Origin of the sequence: Fictibacillus enclensis, from assembly GCF_001457035.1 — a bacterium.
GTDB lineage: Bacteria > Bacillota > Bacilli > Bacillales > Fictibacillaceae > Fictibacillus_C > Fictibacillus_C enclensis.
In genome coordinates, this window is sequence record NZ_KQ758618.1 from 821,598 (window position 1) to 841,781 (window position 20,184).

General features: G+C 45.1%; 16 protein-coding genes. 15 read left to right on the forward strand and 1 reads right to left on the reverse strand.

Annotated elements, in window-relative coordinates; translation table 11 throughout:
• The first annotated feature begins 10 nt into the window (after positions 1-10).
• From leuC to yihA, 8 genes are all read left to right on the forward strand, one after another.
• Positions 11-1,444 carry a 3-isopropylmalate dehydratase large subunit gene (gene leuC / locus AS030_RS14520; protein ID WP_061972582.1) on the forward strand — a complete coding sequence of 478 codons (1,434 nt, stop codon included), beginning with the start codon at positions 11-13 and terminating at the stop codon, positions 1,442-1,444.
• Positions 1,431-2,036 carry a 3-isopropylmalate dehydratase small subunit gene (gene leuD / locus AS030_RS14525; protein WP_061972583.1) on the forward strand — a complete coding sequence of 202 codons (606 nt, stop codon included), beginning with the start codon at positions 1,431-1,433 and terminating at the stop codon, positions 2,034-2,036. Before leuC ends, leuD begins: the two co-directional genes overlap by 14 nt.
• Before the next feature lie 242 nt (positions 2,037-2,278).
• Positions 2,279-3,322, forward strand: a complete 1,044-nt coding sequence (locus tag AS030_RS14530; RefSeq protein WP_061972584.1) for a tetratricopeptide repeat protein — start codon at positions 2,279-2,281, stop codon at positions 3,320-3,322.
• Between the two features lie 124 nt (positions 3,323-3,446).
• Positions 3,447-4,742 (forward strand): trigger factor, encoded by a 1,296-nt coding sequence (gene tig, locus AS030_RS14535; RefSeq protein ID WP_061972585.1) that lies wholly within the window; start codon positions 3,447-3,449, stop codon positions 4,740-4,742.
• 390 nt (positions 4,743-5,132) lie between these two features.
• Entirely contained in the window at positions 5,133-6,407 is a 1,275-nt protein-coding gene (clpX, locus tag AS030_RS14540; protein ID WP_061972586.1) for an ATP-dependent protease ATP-binding subunit ClpX, read from the forward strand.
• Positions 6,408-6,571: 164 nt separating this feature from the next.
• Positions 6,572-8,245, forward strand: coding sequence for an ATP-dependent protease LonB (lonB, locus tag AS030_RS14545; RefSeq protein WP_061972587.1), 1,674 nt, complete (start codon positions 6,572-6,574; stop codon positions 8,243-8,245).
• A 198-nt stretch (positions 8,246-8,443) separates the two neighbouring features.
• A complete protein-coding gene (lon, locus tag AS030_RS14550; protein WP_061972588.1) occupies positions 8,444-10,768 on the forward strand; it encodes an endopeptidase La in 2,325 nt (774 codons plus the stop codon).
• On the forward strand, positions 10,765-11,352 hold the full coding sequence (yihA, locus tag AS030_RS14555) for a ribosome biogenesis GTP-binding protein YihA/YsxC (protein ID WP_061972589.1): 588 nt from the start codon (positions 10,765-10,767) through the stop codon (positions 11,350-11,352). The genes lon and yihA overlap by 4 nt, the downstream gene beginning before the upstream one ends.
• Positions 11,353-11,372: 20 nt before the next feature.
• Here yihA and AS030_RS14560 read toward each other — a convergent pair whose 3' ends face one another.
• Positions 11,373-11,852: a LiaF transmembrane domain-containing protein gene (locus AS030_RS14560; RefSeq protein WP_061972590.1), complete on the reverse strand. Its 480-nt coding sequence runs from the start codon at positions 11,850-11,852 to the stop codon at positions 11,373-11,375.
• Between the two features lie 304 nt (positions 11,853-12,156).
• Between AS030_RS14560 and hemA the strand changes: the two genes are divergently transcribed.
• The 7 genes from hemA to AS030_RS14595 all read left to right on the forward strand — a co-directional run bounded on the left by hemA (position 12,157) and on the right by AS030_RS14595 (position 20,181).
• Positions 12,157-13,497, forward strand: a complete 1,341-nt coding sequence (gene hemA / locus AS030_RS14565; protein WP_061972591.1) for a glutamyl-tRNA reductase — start codon at positions 12,157-12,159, stop codon at positions 13,495-13,497.
• Positions 13,498-13,535: 38 nt separating this feature from the next.
• The gene (locus AS030_RS14570) at positions 13,536-14,363 is read left to right on the forward strand and encodes a cytochrome c biogenesis protein (RefSeq protein ID WP_061972592.1); all 828 of its coding nucleotides are present in this window, start codon (positions 13,536-13,538) and stop codon (positions 14,361-14,363) included.
• 32 nt (positions 14,364-14,395) lie between these two features.
• Positions 14,396-15,328 carry a hydroxymethylbilane synthase gene (gene hemC / locus AS030_RS14575; RefSeq protein WP_061972593.1) on the forward strand — a complete coding sequence of 311 codons (933 nt, stop codon included), beginning with the start codon at positions 14,396-14,398 and terminating at the stop codon, positions 15,326-15,328.
• Complete coding sequence (locus AS030_RS14580; protein WP_061972594.1) at positions 15,325-16,086, forward strand: uroporphyrinogen-III synthase; 762 nt, start codon at positions 15,325-15,327, stop codon at positions 16,084-16,086. The genes hemC and AS030_RS14580 overlap by 4 nt, the downstream gene beginning before the upstream one ends.
• Entirely contained in the window at positions 16,083-17,054 is a 972-nt protein-coding gene (gene hemB, locus AS030_RS14585) for a porphobilinogen synthase (protein WP_061972595.1), read from the forward strand. Before AS030_RS14580 ends, hemB begins: the two co-directional genes overlap by 4 nt.
• An 18-nt stretch (positions 17,055-17,072) precedes the next feature.
• Positions 17,073-18,362 carry a glutamate-1-semialdehyde 2,1-aminomutase gene (gene hemL / locus AS030_RS14590; protein WP_061972596.1) on the forward strand — a complete coding sequence of 430 codons (1,290 nt, stop codon included), beginning with the start codon at positions 17,073-17,075 and terminating at the stop codon, positions 18,360-18,362.
• Between the two features lie 397 nt (positions 18,363-18,759).
• Positions 18,760-20,181, forward strand: a complete 1,422-nt coding sequence (locus AS030_RS14595; RefSeq protein ID WP_061972597.1) for a LysM peptidoglycan-binding domain-containing protein — start codon at positions 18,760-18,762, stop codon at positions 20,179-20,181.
• Positions 20,182-20,184 lie beyond the last annotated feature (3 nt).

Here is a 20,184-nt window from a genome sequence, read left to right on the forward strand (position 1 = left end):
GGAAGATGAGATGACAAAAACCATTATTGATAAAGTTTGGGAAAAACATACCGTCATGCAAGAGGAAAATAAGCCCGGTCTTTTGTACATTGATTTGCATCTTCTTCATGAAGTAACATCTCCGCAGGCCTTTGCCGGCCTGCGGGAAAAAAACCGGAAAGTAAGAAGACCAGACCTTTGTTTTGCCACAATGGATCATAATATTCCGACAAAAAACCGGTTTGTGATCGATGACAGCATTGCCTTGAAACAGATCCAGACCCTTGAAGAAAATTGTAAGGAGTATGGCATCCATCTGGAAGGGCTTGAATCCGACCAACAAGGGATTGTCCATGTTATCGGACCGGAACTTGGGTTAACATTGCCTGGGAAAACCATAGTTTGCGGAGACAGCCATACATCCACTCATGGAGCTTTTGGTGCTCTTGCCTTTGGAATCGGAACAAGTGAAGTGGAGCATGTGTTGGCCACACAGACCCTCTGGCAGCAAAAACCAAAACAGTTGAAAGTAAATATAGAAGGAAAACGCGGTTTTGGAGTAACGGCCAAAGATATTATTCTTGCCTTAATTGCTCAATACGGTACCAATGTTGGCGCCGGACATGTCATTGAATTCACTGGTGAAACGGTGCGCAGCTTTACCATGGAAGAACGCATGACGTTATGCAACATGTCGATTGAAGCAGGAGCAAAAGCCGGATTGGTTGCACCTGACGAGAAGACCTATGAATATATTAAAGGCCGCAAATATGCTCCACAGGGTGAGCAGTTTGAGGAAAAAGTGAACGAGTGGAAGGCCCTTCGTTCCGATGCAGATGCGAAATATGACAAGGTCATTGAAATCAATGCGGCAGAAGTGGAGCCGATGGTAACCTGGGGAACCAATCCATCCATGGGTGTGGGGATCTCTGGCAATGTACCTTCCTATAGTGATGAACAAACACAGCAGGAAAGAGAATCCTTGCAAAAAGCCCTTCATTATATGGGATTAAATCCTGGGCAGTCATTGACTGAGGTACCTGTTCAGCATGTCTTCATCGGTTCATGCACCAACTCGAGGCTCAGTGATCTGCGGGCGGCTGCAAAAGTGGTTAAGGGAAGAAAAGTTCACGGTGGAGTTCAGGCCATTGTGGTTCCCGGCTCACAGCAAGTAAAGGCAAAAGCAGAGCAGGAAGGCTTACATCTTGTTTTTCAGGAAGCTGGTTTTGACTGGCGTGACTCAGGATGTTCCATGTGCCTTGGGATGAATCCGGATATCGTGCCTGAAGGAGAAAGGTGTGCTTCTACTTCCAACCGGAACTTTGAAGGCAGACAGGGCAAAGGGGCAAGAACGCATCTGGTCAGCCCGGAAATGGCGGCGGCAGCTGCCATCGAAGGGAAGTTTACAGACGTTCGCAAGTTTCAATCTGGTTTTAGGGAAGGTGAGCAGTATGCCAGGATTTAAAACATTTACCGGAACAGCAGCTGTACTGGACCGTGATAATGTGGATACGGATCAAATCATACCAAAACAGTTTTTAAAGCGTGTTGAACGAAGCGGGTTTGGAAAGTATTTATTTTTCGACTGGCGGTTTAACCGTGACGGCTCCCCGAATCCTGAGTTCGAATTGAACCGTCCTGAAGCTGAGGGAGCGGAGATCCTGCTTGCCGGAGATAATTTCGGATGCGGTTCTTCACGCGAACATGCTCCTTGGGCATTGAAGGATTATGGATTTAAAGTGATTGTGGCTCCGGATTATGCGGATATCTTCTATAATAATTCATTGAAAAATGGAATATTGGTGATCAAGCTTCCTGCCGAAACCATTAATAGCCTGAAAGACAGAGTGGCAGCTGGTGATCAAAGGCTTACGGTGAGCCTTAACAAACAGGAGATTTTATCCGGAGAGGAAGTCCTGGCTTCTTTCTCATTCGATCCATATTGGAAAGAGATGATTCAGAATGGCTGGGATGAAATATCCATTACCCTAAAATATGAGGATGAGATCAGCCGCTTTGAGAAGCAGCAGGAAGCCGTTAAGCAACCACAATTATAAAATGTGTTTTTAAAGTTTTTGGACAGATGAGGTTTGAAGTAAGTCAAAAAAGGAAAAAATAAGAGGAGACGTGGCAAAACAGAACGTGTTAGCAGGTTTCCTATTTAATCGTTCCATATCAGCAATCCTGCACAACCGTGTGCAGGATTTGTTGTTTCCTTCGGCCAACTGTGCCGCGTCTTGAGTTTATGTCTTTAAACTGTTAAACTGATGCAAATAGAAACTGGAAGTGAATAAACCTAATGGCTAATGACAAAAAAGGAAAAAAACCAAGCAACGTCGTCCCTTTACCTAATTTGCCTGCCCGTTTGCTTGAAAAGGGAATGGCTTCCCTGAAAGCAAAACATTATAAGGAATCTCTATCCTGCTTTCTTCAGCTGTTGGAATTGGATCCCGGCCATCCGCAGGGCCATCTTGGGGTGGTGCTCAGCCTGATCGAACTGGGCCAGCTTCAGGAGGCAAAGACCAGAGCAGAGAGAATGCTTAAGCAGGGTATAGGGGAATACTTTGACGTTTTGCAGATTTATCTTTCCATTCTTATTCAGCTTTCAGAATACGAAACAGTCGTTTCTGTCGTGGAAGCTGTGCTGGGGGAACACCAGCTGCCGGCTGCCCAGGCTGAATCTTTTTACCAGCTGCTTCATTTCAGCCGGAAGATGGCAGAAGACCCTGAACCTGGCGTTGATTTTACTCCGGAGCCGGCTGAAGACAGGAAACAAGAAATTGAGACGCTAAGAAGTATGTTGACAAGCAGCGAAATACATAACCAATGGATTGCCATGCAGCAGCTGAGCTACATGGATCCGGAAGAAACACTTTCTGTCTATCGTGAATTTTTGGCCAATGAAGAGGGCCATCCGGGCATAAAAACGATGGCACTTAATTATCTGAAATCAAAGAATGTGGAAGAAACCGTTACCTTACATAAGTTTGGACAAATGTATTCGATCTCCATACAAGAGCTCCATGATGTTTATGAAGAGCCGTTTAATCTGGAAGTAAAAAAGGAAGTAGAGGACAGGCTGGAACAGGAAAATCCAACCTTGTCCCAATTTGCTCTTACCATTTGGTGGGATTACATACTTGCGATCTATCCACAGGTGCCCGAGCCCGCTGACCAATTCTTCTGGTCTCAGGCCCTGCAATGCGCAGCCGGCAAATTAAGCGGTATGGACGCGTGTGAAGAGCTTCAATCAGACATTGAGATTCATCCGGAAACGTTAAAAAAAGCAGTGGATCAGCTGCTTGATATTGAACGGTTTACGTTTGGGCCAAATAAATTTTAGGACCACTCGTCCTAAACGGGAAATGGTCGTTGTTGAAATACAAGTCGGTTATGATATAATGGAATGGTTGCAATGAAAATGTTAGATTTTCAGGTGAAATACGTAATGTTGGAGGGAACTTTGAATGAGTGCAAAGTGGGAAAAGTTAGAAGGCAACCAAGGTGTCTTAACGATTGAAGTTGAGGCTTCTGAAGTAGATACAGCCCTTGACCAGGCGTTTAAAAAAGTGGTTAAACAGGTAAACGTACCAGGTTTCCGTAAAGGGAAAATTCCACGTAAAATGTTTGAACAGCGTTTTGGGGTTGAATCTTTATATCAAGATGCGCTTGATATCATCCTGCCACAAGCATACAGCAAGGCTGTAGAAGAAACAGGAATTGAGCCGGTTGATCGTCCTGAAGTGGACATCGAAACAATGGAAAAAGGCAGCAACCTTGTATTTACAGCAAAAGTTGTAGTGAAGCCGGAAGTGAAGCTTGGCGACTACAAAGGTCTTGAAGTAACTGAATTTGATACAACTGTAACTGACGAGGATGTTGACAATGAAGTCAAGCGTCTTCAAGAACAGCAGGCTGAGCTTGTTGTAAAAGAAGAAGGAACAGTAGAGAACGGAGATACTGTTGTTATTGATTTTGAAGGATTTGTCGACGGAGAGCCATTTGAAGGCGGTAAAGCTGAAAACTATCCATTGGAAATCGGATCAGGTTCTTTCATTCCTGGATTTGAAGAACAGCTGATCGGTGAAAAAGCGGGTACTGAAAAAGAAGTAGAAATTACTTTCCCAGAAGAGTACCATGCAGCCGAGCTTGCTGGTAAGCCTGCTGTTTTCAAAGTAACTATCCATGATATCAAAACAAAACAGCTACCTGAGCTAAATGATGAGTTTGCCAAAGAGGCTGATTCTGAGGTAGAAACAGTAGAAGACCTTAAAGCCAGCATCCGCAAAAAGCTGGAAGAGAGCAAAAATCATGAAGGCGAGCATCACACACGTGATTCCGTGGTTGACAAAGCCGTTGAAAATGCAGAAGTAGACGTACCGGAAGCAATGATCAACACTGAATTGGACCGCATGGTTCAGGAGTTTGGCCAGCGTCTTCAAATGCAAGGCATGAACCTTGACTTGTACTTCCAGTTCTCTGGCACTGACGAAGCAGCACTTCGTGAGCAAATGAAAGAAGATGCCGGAAAACGCGTGAAAACAAACCTGGTACTTGAAGCAATTTCTGAGGCAGAAAACATTGAAGCGACAGAAGAAGAAATCAATGAAGAGCTTAAGAAAATGGCTGAAATGTACAACATGGATGTTGAGAAAATCACTCAAATGCTTGCAATGCAAGGCGGAAATGACGCTGTAGCTGCTGACTTAAAAATCAGAAAAGCAATTGATTTATTAGTGGATAACAGCAAAACAGTTGCATAATATTAAGTAAGGTCTGACAAGGCACGAAATTTTCGTGCCTTGTTTTATATAATTATTTGCATGGGCGGCAGGAAATACGGCTTTTTTATGGAAACTTTTTTAAAGGCTTTATTTTCCTGAATCAGGTTTTAAAATAGGCCATAAGGTTAATACTTATAGAACACATCGAAAACAGTCCATTATGCCAATACATACTATTAAATGCCAATGAAGAGTTTTTATTTCCGTTTCAAAGGGGTAATATGATACAATCCAATACATAAACTTGCGGAAATGAAATCAACGTGCAGCACAAGTTCAAGCTCACACAGTAATGAAACAAGCATCCATACATCAGGATGATGAACAGGTAAATGGTTTCATTCAATTTAAGGTTTAGGGGTGATTTCATTGTTTAAATTCAATGACGAAAAAGGGCAGCTTAAATGTTCCTTTTGTGGAAAAACACAGGATCAGGTTCGTAAACTGGTAGCAGGACCAGGTGTATATATTTGTGACGAATGCATCGAGCTTTGTACCGAAATCGTGGAAGAAGAACTAGGTACTGAAGAGGATGTAGAACTTAAAGAAGTTCCAAAACCGATGGAGATCCGCAAGATACTCGATGAGTATGTCATTGGTCAGGAACAGGCGAAAAAGTCTCTTTCCGTTGCGGTGTATAACCATTATAAACGCATTAACTCTTCCCAAAAATCGGATGAAGTTGAATTGGCGAAAAGTAACATCGCCATGATCGGGCCGACAGGTAGCGGTAAAACATTATTGGCCCAAACACTGGCACGAATTCTCAATGTGCCGTTTGCCATTGCCGATGCTACATCTCTCACAGAAGCAGGGTATGTAGGGGAAGATGTAGAAAATATTTTGCTTAAATTGATTCAGGCTGCTGATTACGATGTGGAAAAAGCGGAAAAAGGCATTATCTACATCGATGAAATTGATAAGATTGCCAGAAAGTCTGAAAATCCGTCCATTACCCGAGATGTTTCCGGGGAAGGCGTTCAGCAGGCTCTTCTAAAAATTCTTGAAGGTACAGTAGCAAGTGTTCCTCCTCAGGGCGGAAGAAAACATCCGCATCAGGAGTTTATCCAAATCGACACTACCAATATTCTCTTTATTTGCGGTGGTGCGTTTGACGGAATTGAACAGATAATTAAACGCCGTCTGGGCAAAAAAGTAATTGGGTTCAGTTCCGAATCAAGACAGGCTGAATTGAAAGCTGGAGAATATCTTGCAAAAGTATTGCCGGAAGATTTGCTTCGTTTCGGATTGATTCCGGAATTTATCGGACGTCTTCCTGTAACAGCAAGTCTGACGCCGCTTGATGAGGATGCATTGGTTGAGATTCTTACCAAGCCGAAAAACGCACTGGTGAAACAATATCAAAAGCTTCTTGACCTTGATGGAGTGGAACTTGAATTCACGGATGAAGCACTCTCCGAAATTGCCAACCAGGCGATTGAGCGTAAAACCGGAGCTCGTGGGCTTCGTTCCATCATTGAAGGAATGATGCTCGATGTGATGTTTGAGCTTCCATCTCGGGAAGATGTGGCCAAGTGCATTATTACAAAAGAAACCGTTTCTGATAAAGTTCCACCGAAACTCGAGCTTGAGGATGGAACAATCGTTGAACCGAAAAAAGAAACACCAAAGGAAAGTGCATAATCATTTAAAAAACCAGCCTGAGGGCTGGTTTTTTTGTTTTTGTCTGAAAAATATGGCCTGTCTTTTTACTGTCTTGTTCAAGTTTTCCTCATTTCTATTTTTTCTGTTTAGTCCTCTTGCCACTCGGAGATACTAGGATCATAAAAAAATTTTGGGAGGAAGAAATGAACTGGACAGGAATCGCTTTACTCATTCAGCTTTTCTTTGGAATCGTGATTGGACTTTACTTTTGGAACTTGTTGAAAAATCAGCGTACACAAAAAGTGAGTATAGATAAAGAGTCAAGAAAAGAAATGGATCAATTGCGTAAAATGCGTTCTGTCTCATTGACGGAACCGCTTTCTGAGCGCGTGCGTCCAGGAACGTTTGCAGATATCGTCGGCCAGAAGGACGGAATCAAAGCGCTCCACGCAGCACTTTGCGGCCCTAATCCCCAGCATGTGATCGTCTATGGACCGCCGGGAGTCGGAAAAACCGCAGCAGCAAGACTCGTGCTTGAGGAAGCAAAACGAAACCGTAACTCACCGTTCCGACCATCCGCAGTTTTTGTGGAGCTGGATGCCACGACTGCCAGATTTGATGAACGAGGCATCGCCGATCCGTTAATTGGTTCTGTCCACGATCCTATTTATCAAGGAGCAGGAGCAATGGGACAGGCCGGCATTCCGCAGCCCAAGCAGGGAGCGGTCTCCAATGCGCATGGAGGGGTTCTTTTTATTGATGAAATAGGAGAACTGCATCCCATTCAAATGAACAAGCTTCTGAAAGTGCTGGAGGATCGTAAAGTATTTCTTGAGAGTGCTTATTATAACGAGGAAAATACAACGATCCCTACACACATTCATGATATTTTTCAAAATGGGCTTCCAGCAGATTTCAGGCTGATCGGAGCGACTACACGAACCCCGGATGAAATTCCTCCCGCCATCCGTTCCAGGTGCCTTGAAGTATTCTTTAGAGAACTGCAGTCACCCGAAATTCAGCAAATCGCAAAGAAGGCAGCCGATAAGGTCAGCGTGAAAGTTGATGATGAGACATTGCAGCTTCTTGCGCAATATGCAAAAAATGGCCGGGAAGCGGTTAATATGATGCAAATTTCAGCAGGGCTGGCTATCACGGAGGACAGGGATTATATTAAAAAATCGGATATGGAGTGGGTAATCCATTCCAGCCAGATGACACCCCGTCCGGAACACAAGATTCCAGAAACTCCAAAAGTCGGGCTTGTCAACGGACTGGCTGTTTATGGGCCAAACAGCGGAGCCCTTCTTGAAATTGAAGTTACTGTTTTACCTGCAAAAAAACAGGGTACGGTTACTATAACAGGTATTGTCGAAGAGGAATCGATTGGCAATAATGCAAAATCAATCAGAAGGAAAAGCCTGGCAAAAGGATCGGTTGAAAACGTTCTCACCGTTTTACGGAAAATGGATGTTGATGCCTCATTGTATGATATCCATGTGAATTTCCCGGGAGGCGGGCCAGTTGACGGCCCATCAGCCGGAATAGCCATTGCCACTTCCATTTATTCGGCCGTGCACGATATACCGATCGACAACGAATTGGCAATGACGGGTGAAATTAGCGTTCATGGAAAAGTGAAACCGGTTGGGGGAGTTATGGCGAAGGTTCTGGCGGCAAAGCTTGCCGGTGTAAAAAAAGTCATCATTCCAAAAGACAATGATCAGGCCATTCTAAGGGAAATTGACGGGATTGAGATCATTCCGGTCACAAAACTAACGCAAGTATTTCAGCATGCATTTCCTGAACTGGATAAAGATAATCAACAGGCGATTCCAGCGTCTGCGTATTTACAGTCCCCTCCAAAATCCGTTTAAAGAGGGGGCTTTACTTTCGATGGCCCCAAAACAACCTGTGATTAGACAAAACGGTTCTTTATGGGTAGAATTGTACAAAGGCTGTAGAAATTTCTTCGGCCGCTTTTGGCATTTGTCAAAAAAATTGCCATCATATAAAACTGGGCTGCACGATTTGAAATTATTCAAGACAGTAAGCAGTATTCGGAGGTGTGTTTAATGAACGAAAAAACTACCCGCATCCTTCCCCTCCTTCCTCTTCGCGGCCTGCTGGTGTATCCCACCATGGTGCTTCACCTTGATGTAGGAAGGGAAAAATCAGTACAGGCATTAGAGCAAGTGATGCTTGATGATCAGCATATCTTCCTATCCACACAAAAGGAAGTCGCTGTTGAAGACCCGAGCGGAGAACAAATATATGAAATTGGTACCCTTTCAAAAGTCAATCAGATGCTGAAATTGCCGAACGGGACCATTCGTGTACTCGTAGAAGGCATTCAGCGCGGTAAGATCACGCAATTCATCGACCGGGAAGAGTATTTGGAAGTTGAAGTAGAACTGATGGAAGATCAGGGCGAAAAGGATCTGGAAATACAAGCTCTTATGAGGACGGCTCTTCAGCAATTCGAGCAGTACATAAACTTATCCAAAAAAGTGACTCCGGAAACCCTTGCATCCGTTCAGGATATCGAGGAACCAGGCCGGCTGGCAGATGTCATCTCCTCCCATCTTTCATTGAAAATCAAAGAAAAGCAGCATATCCTTGAAATCACTGATGTGAAGGACCGGTTGAATCATCTCATCTCGATTCTGAATAATGAAAAAGAAGTGCTGGGCCTTGAGAAAAAAATCGGGCAGCGCGTCAAAAAAGCAATGGAAAAAACACAGAAGGAATATTACCTTCGTGAGCAGATGAAAGCGATCCAGAAGGAGCTTGGCGATAAAGAAGGAAAAACCGGAGAAATCTCAAGCCTGAGGGACCGTATTGAAGAATCGGATATGCCTGAAATTATCATGGAAATCGCTTTGAAAGAGCTGGACCGTTATGAGAAGATGCCGGGTTCATCAGCAGAAAGTGCTGTGATCCGGAACTATATTGACTGGCTGATCAATCTGCCATGGACCAAGGAGACAAAAGATCAGCTGGAAATTAAGCGAACCGAGAAAATTCTCAATGAAGATCATTACGGGCTTGAGAAAGTTAAGGAACGGGTTCTGGAGTACCTGGCTGTCCAGCAGCTGACCAATTCACTCAAAGGACCGATTCTTTGCCTGGTAGGCCCTCCGGGAGTAGGTAAAACATCTCTCGCCCGTTCCATCGCAAAGGCCATCGGAAGAAACTTTGTCCGCATTTCGCTCGGCGGTGTTCGTGACGAGGCTGAAATCCGCGGCCACCGCAGAACCTATGTGGGAGCGATGCCGGGCCGTCTCATACAGGGCATGAAAAAGGCTGGCACCATCAACCCGGTCTTCCTGCTGGATGAAATAGACAAGATGTCCAACGATTTCAGGGGAGATCCATCCTCTGCCTTGTTGGAAGTGCTTGATCCGGAACAGAACAATTCATTCTCCGATCATTTCATAGAAGAGCCGTATGATTTGTCAAAAGTGATGTTTATTACAACAGCTAACAGTCTGGCAACCATTCCTGGCCCGCTCTTGGATCGTATGGAGATTATTTCGATTGCGGGTTATACAGAAGTGGAAAAGGTGCATATCGCGAAGAATCACCTCATTCCAAAACAGTTAAAAGATCATGGTCTGGCAAAATCACAGTTCCAGTTGAAAGAGGACGCCATCCTTAAACTGGTCCGCAATTATACAAGGGAAGCCGGAGTAAGAAGTATGGAAAGACAAATTGCCGGTCTTTGCCGAAAAGCGGCCAAACAGCTGGTATCCGGTGAGAAAAAAAGAGTAACGATTACGGCGCGCAACCTGGAGGATTACATTGGGAAACCCCGGTTCCGCTATGGACAGGCAGAGATGGAGGACCAGGTGGGAGCAGCCACCGGGCTTGCCTACACCACAGCAGGCGGAGATACGCTTTCCATTGAAGTGGCCCTAACACCGGGGAAAGGAAAACTCATTTTGACAGGAAAGCTTGGAGATGTCATGAAGGAGTCTGCACAGGCGGCGCTCAGTTATGTCCGTTCCAGAGCAATAGAGTTTGATATCGATCCGGATTTTTATGAAAAAACCGATATTCATATCCATGTGCCAGAAGGAGCAACACCAAAGGACGGGCCTTCAGCTGGCATTACGATTGCCACAGCACTGGTTTCAGCTCTGTCAGGCAAACCGGTGCGCAAGGACGTGGGAATGACCGGTGAAATTACGTTACGGGGACGCGTCCTGCCAATAGGCGGCTTAAAGGAAAAATCCCTCAGTGCCCACAGGGCGGGGATCCAGACGGTCATCATGCCAAAAGAAAATGAAAAAGATATCGATGATATCCCGGAAAGTGTCCGCAGCAGCCTTGCCTTTATTCCGGTGTCCCATCTGGATGAAGTGCTAAAACATGCATTAGTAGGAGATAGTAAATGAAAGTAACAAAAGCAGACATTGTAATATCAGCGGTAAAACCAGAGCAATACCCAGAAGACCAGCTTCCGGAGATCGGTCTTGCTGGCCGTTCAAATGTCGGGAAATCCTCCTTCATTAACAAGATGATTGCCCGGAAGAACCTGGCACGCACCTCTTCGCGTCCCGGGAAAACCCAGACGCTCAACTTCTACATTATTAATGAGGAGCTATATTTTGTGGATGTGCCGGGGTATGGCTTTGCCAAGGTTTCAAAAACAGAACGGGAAGCATGGGGACGAATGATTGAACGATATATCATGGAGAGACCCCAGCTTAAGGCGGTCATTCAGCTGGTTGATTTGCGCCATGCTCCATCAAAGGATGACGTGATAATGTATGATTGGCTGAAGTATCATGATATCCCGGTCATTGTCGTCGCAACCAAATGTGACAAGATCCCAAAGGGGAAGTGGGAAAAGCATTTGAAGGTCGTGCGCGACACGTTAAAAAAGAAACCGGAAGATCCGTTGCTGCTGTTTTCATCGGAAACAGGATACGGAAAAGACGCGGCATGGAGCACCATACAGAACTATATACAAAAATAAACCAGAGCCAAGGCTCTGGTTTATTTTTTTTTGATAAAGACAAAATACGCACCCACAGCAATGAGTACAAAGGGCCAAAACCCTTCCACGGAAGAAAACCATTCCGTGATTGACGGTGTCTGTGATTTGTTGAAGAAATTCCACGCGGCGATAGCAATCAGCACGATCCCTGCAAGCAGACCTTCTTTCGTTTGCTTGTACATATATAGAAAAGCAAGACCAATAATCAGAATAATGGTTGCCGGCTGATTGGGCCAGCTGTCGATATGATGGATGGCGTGGAAATGAATTCCCAGACCAAGCAGGAGTATGGCAGAAAATGAACTTGCGCCATCTTTTCCTCCACCACTTTGAACAAGAAAAGCCAATCCGATAATAATCAGAAACGTTGGCCATGTTAAATAGGGTGCAACATATGTAACTTTCATTTGCTGAGCAAGGAAAAATAGTCCAATCCCGAGCAGCACAATACCTGAAAAACTACCTTTACTTTTCATCATTACCTCCAAACAAATTAAAAAACACAAATCAATCCTTTGCTAAAAAGGTCGAAATTTGTTATTTTTATATGGGTATCACAAATAAATTTTTTTGTGAACGCAAGAAACTTTATAGTTTGTTACAGGTTGGACAGAATAGGGAAGTACGTATGGTTAAGAACAAATCCAACCGTTTGCACTTTATTTATGATAGCATACGTTTCATAGTCTGTTCACATTTTTAGAATGATTACTTTCTTATACATGTTATAATGGTTTAGGATAATTACTGCAGTTTTATGATGAGAAAAAGGGGGTGAGTGGGATGCACATCCTTGTTGTCGGTTTAAATTACAAAACCGCACCTGTTGAAATTCGAGAGAAAGTTTCATTTCAACCAACTGAATTAGCGGAAGCACATAAGGCATTGCGGGCAAGAAAAAGTATTCTCGAATGCACGATTGTTTCCACATGCAACCGTACAGAAGTGTATGCGGTCGTCGACCAGTTACATACTGGCCGCTATTACATGAAATCTTTTCTTGCAGAATGGTTCTCCATTGAGACGAATGACTTGAATCCATTTCTATTTATTCGTGAGGAAGAGATTTCTGTAGAACATTTATTCAGAGTGGCTGCCGGGCTGGATTCAATGGTATTGGGGGAGACTCAAATTCTTGGACAGGTCCGTGACAGTTTTCTTCTTGCACAGCAGGAGGGAACAACAGGTACGATTTTTAACCATCTTTTCAAACAGGCAATAACACTCGCAAAGCGATCCCACTCCGAAACAGAAATCGGGGAAAACGCCGTGTCAGTAAGCTATGCCGCGGTTGAGCTGGCAAAGAAGATCTTTGGCGGCCTTGAAAAGAAGGATATTCTAATTGTTGGTGCCGGTAAAATGGGTGAATTAACGGCCAAGCATCTTCACAGCAATGGTGTCGCCAGTGTCCACGTAGTGAACAGGACGTACGAAAAAGCACTTGAGCTGGCTGGACGATTCAATGGAACCGCACACCCTATGGAAGAATTGGGCAGCGTCCTTAACATCGCCGACATTGTCATAACTTCAACCGGATCAGAGTCTTATGTCATCACAAAGGAAATGGTTCAATCCCTGCTTAAGCAAAGAAAAGGCCGTCCGCTGTTTATGGTGGATATCGCCGTTCCTCGGGACCTGGATCCAGGTTTAAATGAGTTGGAAAGTGTTTTCCTTTATGATATTGATGATCTCGAAGGTATTGTTGAAGCCAACCTCGCTGAACGTAAAAAAGAGGCGGAAAAGATCGAGATTATGATTGAAGGCGAAATTGTAGCCTTTCAATCGTGGGTCAATATGCTTGGGGTGGTGCCGGTGATTACAGCATTACGTGAAAAAGCACTCGCTGTACAGGCAGAAACGATGCAAAGCATTGAACGGAAAATGCCACATTTGAGTGATCGCGAGAAAAAGGTGCTGAGTAAGCATACGAAAAGCATTGTCAACCAGTTGCTCCGCGATCCGATCGTAAGAATTAAAGAGCAGGCTGGGGAACCTGGGGCAGATCAGGCGCTTGAATTTTTCACCAAAATTTTTGCGCTTGAAGAAGAGGTGAAACAGCAACAGCTGAAAACGGAAAAAGAAACATCAAAGTTACGTGAAGCATCTCCTTCCCTGCCTCTGTAAAGGAGATGTCACTGGGCTCCTAGAGGGGAGTTTCTGATATGCAAAACGCAAATTGGATATACGATACAACCATTATTTTATATGCGCTGAGCATTATAGGTTATTTTATCGACTTTTTACAAAACAACCGGAAGGCTAACCGAATCGCCTTCTGGTTGCTTTCTATTGTCTGGGTACTGCAGTCGGTTTTTTTCGTCCAGCGTATGGTGGAAATGGGGCGCCCGCCTATTTTGACGCCTTTTGAGGGCTTGTTTTTTTATGCCTGGATATTAGTCACCTTATCTTTGGTGTTAAACTGGTTTTTCAGAATCGACTTTTTGGTATTTTTTACCAATGTGCTCGGTTTTCTGATCATGTCTATTAATCTGTTTGCTCCGGGTGAACGGGTCAGTGACGAGATGTCGACCAGGCTCATTTCCGAGCTTTTGGTTATACACGTGACTATGGCATTTATCTCGTATGGTACGTTTACTCTTTCGTTTATTTTTTCAATCATGTACCTGCTGCAGCACAGGCTGCTGAAACAGAAGAAGTGGAACAAGCGACTTCAGCGTCTGGGCAGCCTTTCCACGCTGGAACGGCTGTCTTACGGCTTAAATATAACAGGAGTGCCCATTCTTTTATTGAGTTTAATATTGGGTGTCATCTGGGCATTCTTAAAAGTACAGGACTTTTCTCTGCTTGATGCGAAGGTGATTTCGTCCTTTGTGGTTATTGCAGTGTATAGTATCTTTTTGTATCAAAAAGTAGCCAGGGGACTGCAGGGAAAAACCCTTGCCATATGGAATACGGCGGCCTTTCTGATTGTCCTGATCAATTATTTTCTGGCATCGACACTGACCGAATTTCATTTTTGGTATCAGTAGGAAACGGCAATCTTGTAGGAGGTTTTAAATAGATGAGAAAAATTGTAGTAGGATCAAGACGAAGTAAATTGGCGCTAACCCAGACCAATTGGTTTATTGACCAGTTAAAAGCCCTCGGTTGCCCTTTTGAATTTGAGGTAAAAGAAATCGTTACCAAAGGGGATGTCATCCTTGACGTAACGCTGTCCAAAGTAGGGGGCAAAGGGCTGTTTGTAAAGGAGATCGAGCAGGCTCTTTTAAACAAAGAGATTGATATGGCTGTACATAGTATGAAAGATATGCCTTCAGTGCTGCCAGACGGCTTGATGATCGGGTGTACGCCTAAGCGTGTAGATCCTCGTGATGCGTTTATTTCAGAGAAATACAGTTCTCTGAAAGATCTTCCGTCCGGAGCAGTCGTCGGCACAAGCTCGCTGCGCCGCGCTGCGCAAATTTTGAACGCGAGGCCGGACCTTACCATCAAGTCCATCAGGGGTAACATCGATACACGGCTTGGAAAATTGCGCTCAGGAGAATTTGACGCAATCATACTCGCTGCGGCAGGCCTCGAGCGTATGGGCTGGTCCAGTGACACGGTAACAGAATACCTGTCTGTCACCACAAGCCTTCCGGCGGTGGGACAGGGGGCATTGTCCATCGAATGCAGAGAAGACGACCAAGAGCTCAATCATTATCTTCAGCAAATAAATGATAAAGAGACGTTTGAAACGGTAATGGCGGAGCGTGCTTTTCTTTACAGACTTGAAGGCGGCTGCCAGGTGCCGATTGCGGCTTATGCGAAAAAAACAAAAACAGGCGAAATTTCTTTAACCGGTCTTGTGGGAACTCCTGATGGAAAAACCATCATCAAGGAACATGCCGTTTCAAATGATGCACAAAAGCTTGGTGTTGAATTAGCAGGCACTCTGCAGGCTAAAGGAGCAACAGATATTCTAGAGAAGGTAAAGAAAGATTTGGGCATATGAATGCCAGTCTGTTAACGGGGAAAACAATTGTTGTTACGAGGGCAGTTGAACAATCCCGGAAGCTCTTATCCCGTTTAAGGGAGGAAGGGGCAGAAGCGGTCAGTTTTCCGGTGATGCACATTTCAAAAGCAAATCCTGGTGCTTCTGCAGAAGAGATAAGGCGGGAATTTGATGCCTATGAGTGGGTCGTCTTTACAAGCGTCAACGGCGTCCGCTATTTTCTTGAGTGGCTGCAAGCCGAGAAGTTGTCCCTAAATAACATGAAGATTGCAGCCGTTGGGCGAAAAACAGCAGAAAGCCTGAAGCGACAGGGGATTTATGTGGATTTAATCCCTGAACGATTTGAAGGATGGGAGCTCGCTGCTCTCTTAAAGCGCAAGGTTACACCAGGCAGCAGGGTGCTGGTTCCTAAAGGTAACCTGGCGAAGTCTACTATAAAATATACGCTCGCCGGTAAAGCGGACGTTACGGAAATGATTGTTTATGAGACAAAAAAGAACCCTGTGCTCGATACCCGGCAGCTTCCAGCCAAGGTGGACATGCTCCTCTTTATGAGCCCTTCGAGTATCTCATTTTTCAGTGAGACAATCGGCAGCCGGCTGGCTGATTATCAAGATGTTCCCGCTGCCTGTGTTGGACCGGTAACTGCTGCAAAAGCAAAAGCAACTGGCTTTCGTAAGCTGATTACTGCCAATGATTATACGGAAGAAGGTATAATAAAAGCGGTGAGGATTTTTTTCGGAAAGGGGAAACAATGATGAACTTTAAACGACATCGACGATTGCGCACAAGTGAAAGCATGCGCGCACTAGTCAGAGAAACACATTTGCACACAGATGATCTGATCTATCCGATCTTTTTTGTAGAAGGTGAAAAGGTGAAGCAGGAAGTGCCATCAATGCCAGGCGTTTACCACGTATCCCTTGACTTTCTTCATGAGGAAATGCAGGAGCTTGTGGACCTTAACATCCGTTCTGTTATGGTTTTTGGCGTGCCGGGTCATAAAGACGAAGTCGGCAGCTCGGCTTATGACCATAACGGAATTGTCCAAAGGGCGATCAAGATCATCAAGGAGAGCTTCCCGCAGCTTACCGTGATTGCTGATACGTGTTTGTGCCAGTACACAGATCACGGACACTGCGGCATCATCAGGGACGGAGAAGTGCTGAATGATGAATCGCTTGCGGCATTGGCGAACACAGCGGTCTCTCAGGCAAAAGCCGGGGCCGATGTTATTGCTCCATCCAACATGATGGATGGATTTGTAACGGCCATTAGAGCAGGGTTGGATGAAGCCGGATTTTTAAATGTGCCGATCATGTCCTATTCTGTTAAATATTCATCTGCTTATTACGGTCCGTTTCGTGAAGCGGCTCACAGCTCTCCGCAATTTGGTGATCGTAAGTCGTATCAAATGGATCCTGCCAACCGCATGGAGGCTCTTCGCGAAGCTGAATCCGACATTGAGGAGGGTGCAGACTTCCTTATGGTAAAACCGGCCTTGGCTTATCTTGATGTACTTCGTGAGCTGAAGGACCGCTATCCACTCCCTCTTGTTGCCTATAATGTAAGCGGGGAGTACTCCATGATCAAAGCGGCAGCCCAAAACGGCTGGATTGATGAAGAAAGCATTGTGATGGAGACGCTGACTGGAATGAAACGCGCAGGCGCTGATTTGATCATCACTTATCATGCAAAGGATGTATCACGCTGGTTAAACCGTTAAGGACAGGAGGATATAAACATGAGAAGCTTTGAAAAATCCAGTGCTGCTTTTCAGGAAGCCAAAAAGTATATGCCAGGCGGTGTAAACAGCCCGGTTCGTGCTTTTAAATCGGTGAATATGGAGCCGGTATATATGGAAAGAGGAAAAGGCTCGAAAATCTATGATATTGACGGGAATGAGTACATTGACTACGTATTGTCCTGGGGTCCGCTTATTTTGGGACATGCCGATGAAAAAGTCGTAGATTCCCTAAAGAAAACCGCTGAACTGGGCACCAGCTTTGGGGCGCCTACCGAGTGGGAAACAAAGCTTGCGGAGCTTGTGGTCGAAAGAGTCCCTTCCATTGAAATTGTCCGAATGGTCAACTCAGGAACAGAAGCGACAATGAGTGCGCTGCGCCTGGCCCGAGGCTATACCGGCAGAAACAAGATTTTGAAATTTGAAGGTTGCTACCACGGCCACGGGGATTCTCTTCTCATTAAAGCCGGCTCGGGTGTGGCCACACTGGGACTGCCTGACAGCCCGGGAGTTCCTGAGTCCATTGCCAAAAACACGATTACCGTTCCGTACAATGACCTTGAAAGTGTCCGTTATGCCTTTGAACAGTTTGGTGAAGACATCGCGTGTATCATTGTGGAGCCAGTCGCTGGAAATATGGGTGTTGTCCCTCCGCAAAAAGGGTTCCTTGAGGGTCTTCGAGAAGTAACGAAGCAATACGGTTCACTGCTGATTTTTGATGAGGTCATGACCGGCTTCCGCGTCGATTACAACTGTGCGCAAGGCTATTTTGGCGTAACACCTGACCTTACCTGTCTTGGCAAGGTAATCGGTGGCGGTCTTCCTGTCGGTGCTTATGGCGGGAAGAAGGAAATCATGGAGCAAGTAGCGCCGAGTGGACCGATTTATCAGGCAGGAACACTTTCTGGAAATCCTCTCGCCATGGCGGCAGGATATGAAACGCTGTCCCAGCTGACTCCTGAATCCTACAAGGAATTTGTGAGAAAAGGAGACCGTCTGGCCGAGGGAATTGCAGCGGCAGCTGAAAAATACGGAATCCCGCACAGTCTGAACCGTGCCGGCTCAATGATTGGTTTCTTCTTCACAGACCAGGATGTTATGAACTATGAAAGTGCCAAAACATCCAACTTGGATTATTTTGCATCTTATTTCAAGACGATGCTGGAAGAAGGCATCTCCCTTCCTCCATCCCAGTTCGAAGGATTATTCCTTTCTACCGCACATAGTGATGAGGATATCGAAAAAACAATAGCCGCTTGCGAAAAAGCATTTTCCAAGTTGAAAAAATAATTGTATTGCAAGATTCTGCGCAGCATCTTCGTTGTTAAGTTGATTGTAGTGAAAGGATGCGAGACTCCGGCAGGATATGCGGGCCAGGTGAGACCAGTGAGGTGCAAGCACCGGTTAAGAAGGCACGAGCGCCGGTTAAGAGGGCGCTTGCGCCGGTAAAAGCCAGCATTCGGCAACGGAAATCAACTACTTCATAGAGCAACAAAGGGTTACATCCCTTTAGTAAAAACTGCACCCGGTGTATCTGCCTGGTGCAGTTTTTTTCGTTTTGAAAACCTGGACGTAAGCGTACAGTTTTTCCTCGGTAAACGTCTTTCTTGCTTTTCCAATCATATTTTCCCTAACCTGTTCATAATCCTGTAATGTATGATATTTGGCTGAAAGGAGGAGAAAGGCGTTGAATCCATCAAACTTGCGTTTCTCCATAGAGGAGTCGGTCTGGTTAAAGAAAGGACAGGAAGTTGCGGAAGTTTTATCGATGGCCATGGAGCCGGAAATTCAGGTTACAGAAGAAAATGGCCAGGTTTGTGTTAAAGGAGCCCTGAAGCTGCATGGTGAGTACCGTCCATGTGTACTGGATGAAGGCGGTTCGCTTAATTTGGAAACCGGTTCTCTAAGAGAGCAGGTATCCTACCGTTCATTGACCCAATTGAAAATGAATGATGAAGGAATTGCAGAACTTGATCATCGGTTCCCGGTAGACATTACGATTCCTTCGTCGCGTGTGCCGCGGCTTGAAGAAGTTTTTGTACTGGTTGATGCCTTTGATTATGAGCTCCCTAATCCGACATGCCTGGAGCTGACGGCATCTGTTTCCATATCAGGGATTCTCGACAGCAATGAAGGAGAGCGTGAGGAAGAGGAGTATTCCGAACAACCGGTTGAAGAAGCTTTTGAATCATTCACAAGCAATAACGAAGAAGAAGCGTTTGAATCTTTCACAAGCAATGACCAGGAAGAAGCATTTGAATCTTTTACAAGCAATGACCAGGAAGAAGCATTTGAATCTTTTACAAGCAATGACGAAGAAGAGGCGGTTGAAGCCTTTGAAATTCCTGTTTTTGAGGCGAGGTATGAAAACGAGCAGCCAGAAGCACAGGAGGAAGAGAAACCAAGGGACGGGGAAGAGGAAATCTTTGCGCCTTTCTCTTTTGAATCCAAAAAGCATTTTGTAATGCCTGTCCCGGATCAAGCCGAAGAGGATGATTTTTCAGAGCCAGCCATCTATTACAACCGGCAAAATGATGAATATTCACCGCTTGAAGAAGAGCCGGCCATGAACACGGAAGAAGAACAAGGTGAAGAGGAAGAAGAAGAAACTGCGTTTCCTGCGCTTAAATCGATATCCTACTATACGCCTTCCTATATACCGCCTGTACCGCCAGTGCCTGCGTTTCAACAGGAAGAAATTGATCCTGTGGAGGACAGCTTTGCTGAAACCGACTCTCATGATCATGCGCAGATGGAAGAACACCGGCCGGACACCTATTCTCCGTTCGCGTATGCACAAACCGAAGATGTGGTTACCGGGGAAACTGCAGAGCAAGTTTATGAAGAAGAGCCAGAGCCAGAAGAAGTGGAGCATACTACCCCTTCAAGAAAAGAAGAGAACGCCCTGTATCTGACAAAAATGCTTTCCGGCAATGAAGAAAAGTTTTCAAAAGTAAAAATGTACATTATCCAGCGGGGAGAATCATTGGACAGTATTTGCGAGCGGTATGATGTGTCCATCCATTCATTACTCAGGGTAAACAGAATCAACCAGGAAGAAGTCAATGAAGGCCAGATTATTTACATTCCAGTCTCGCATAGCCGTTAGGGG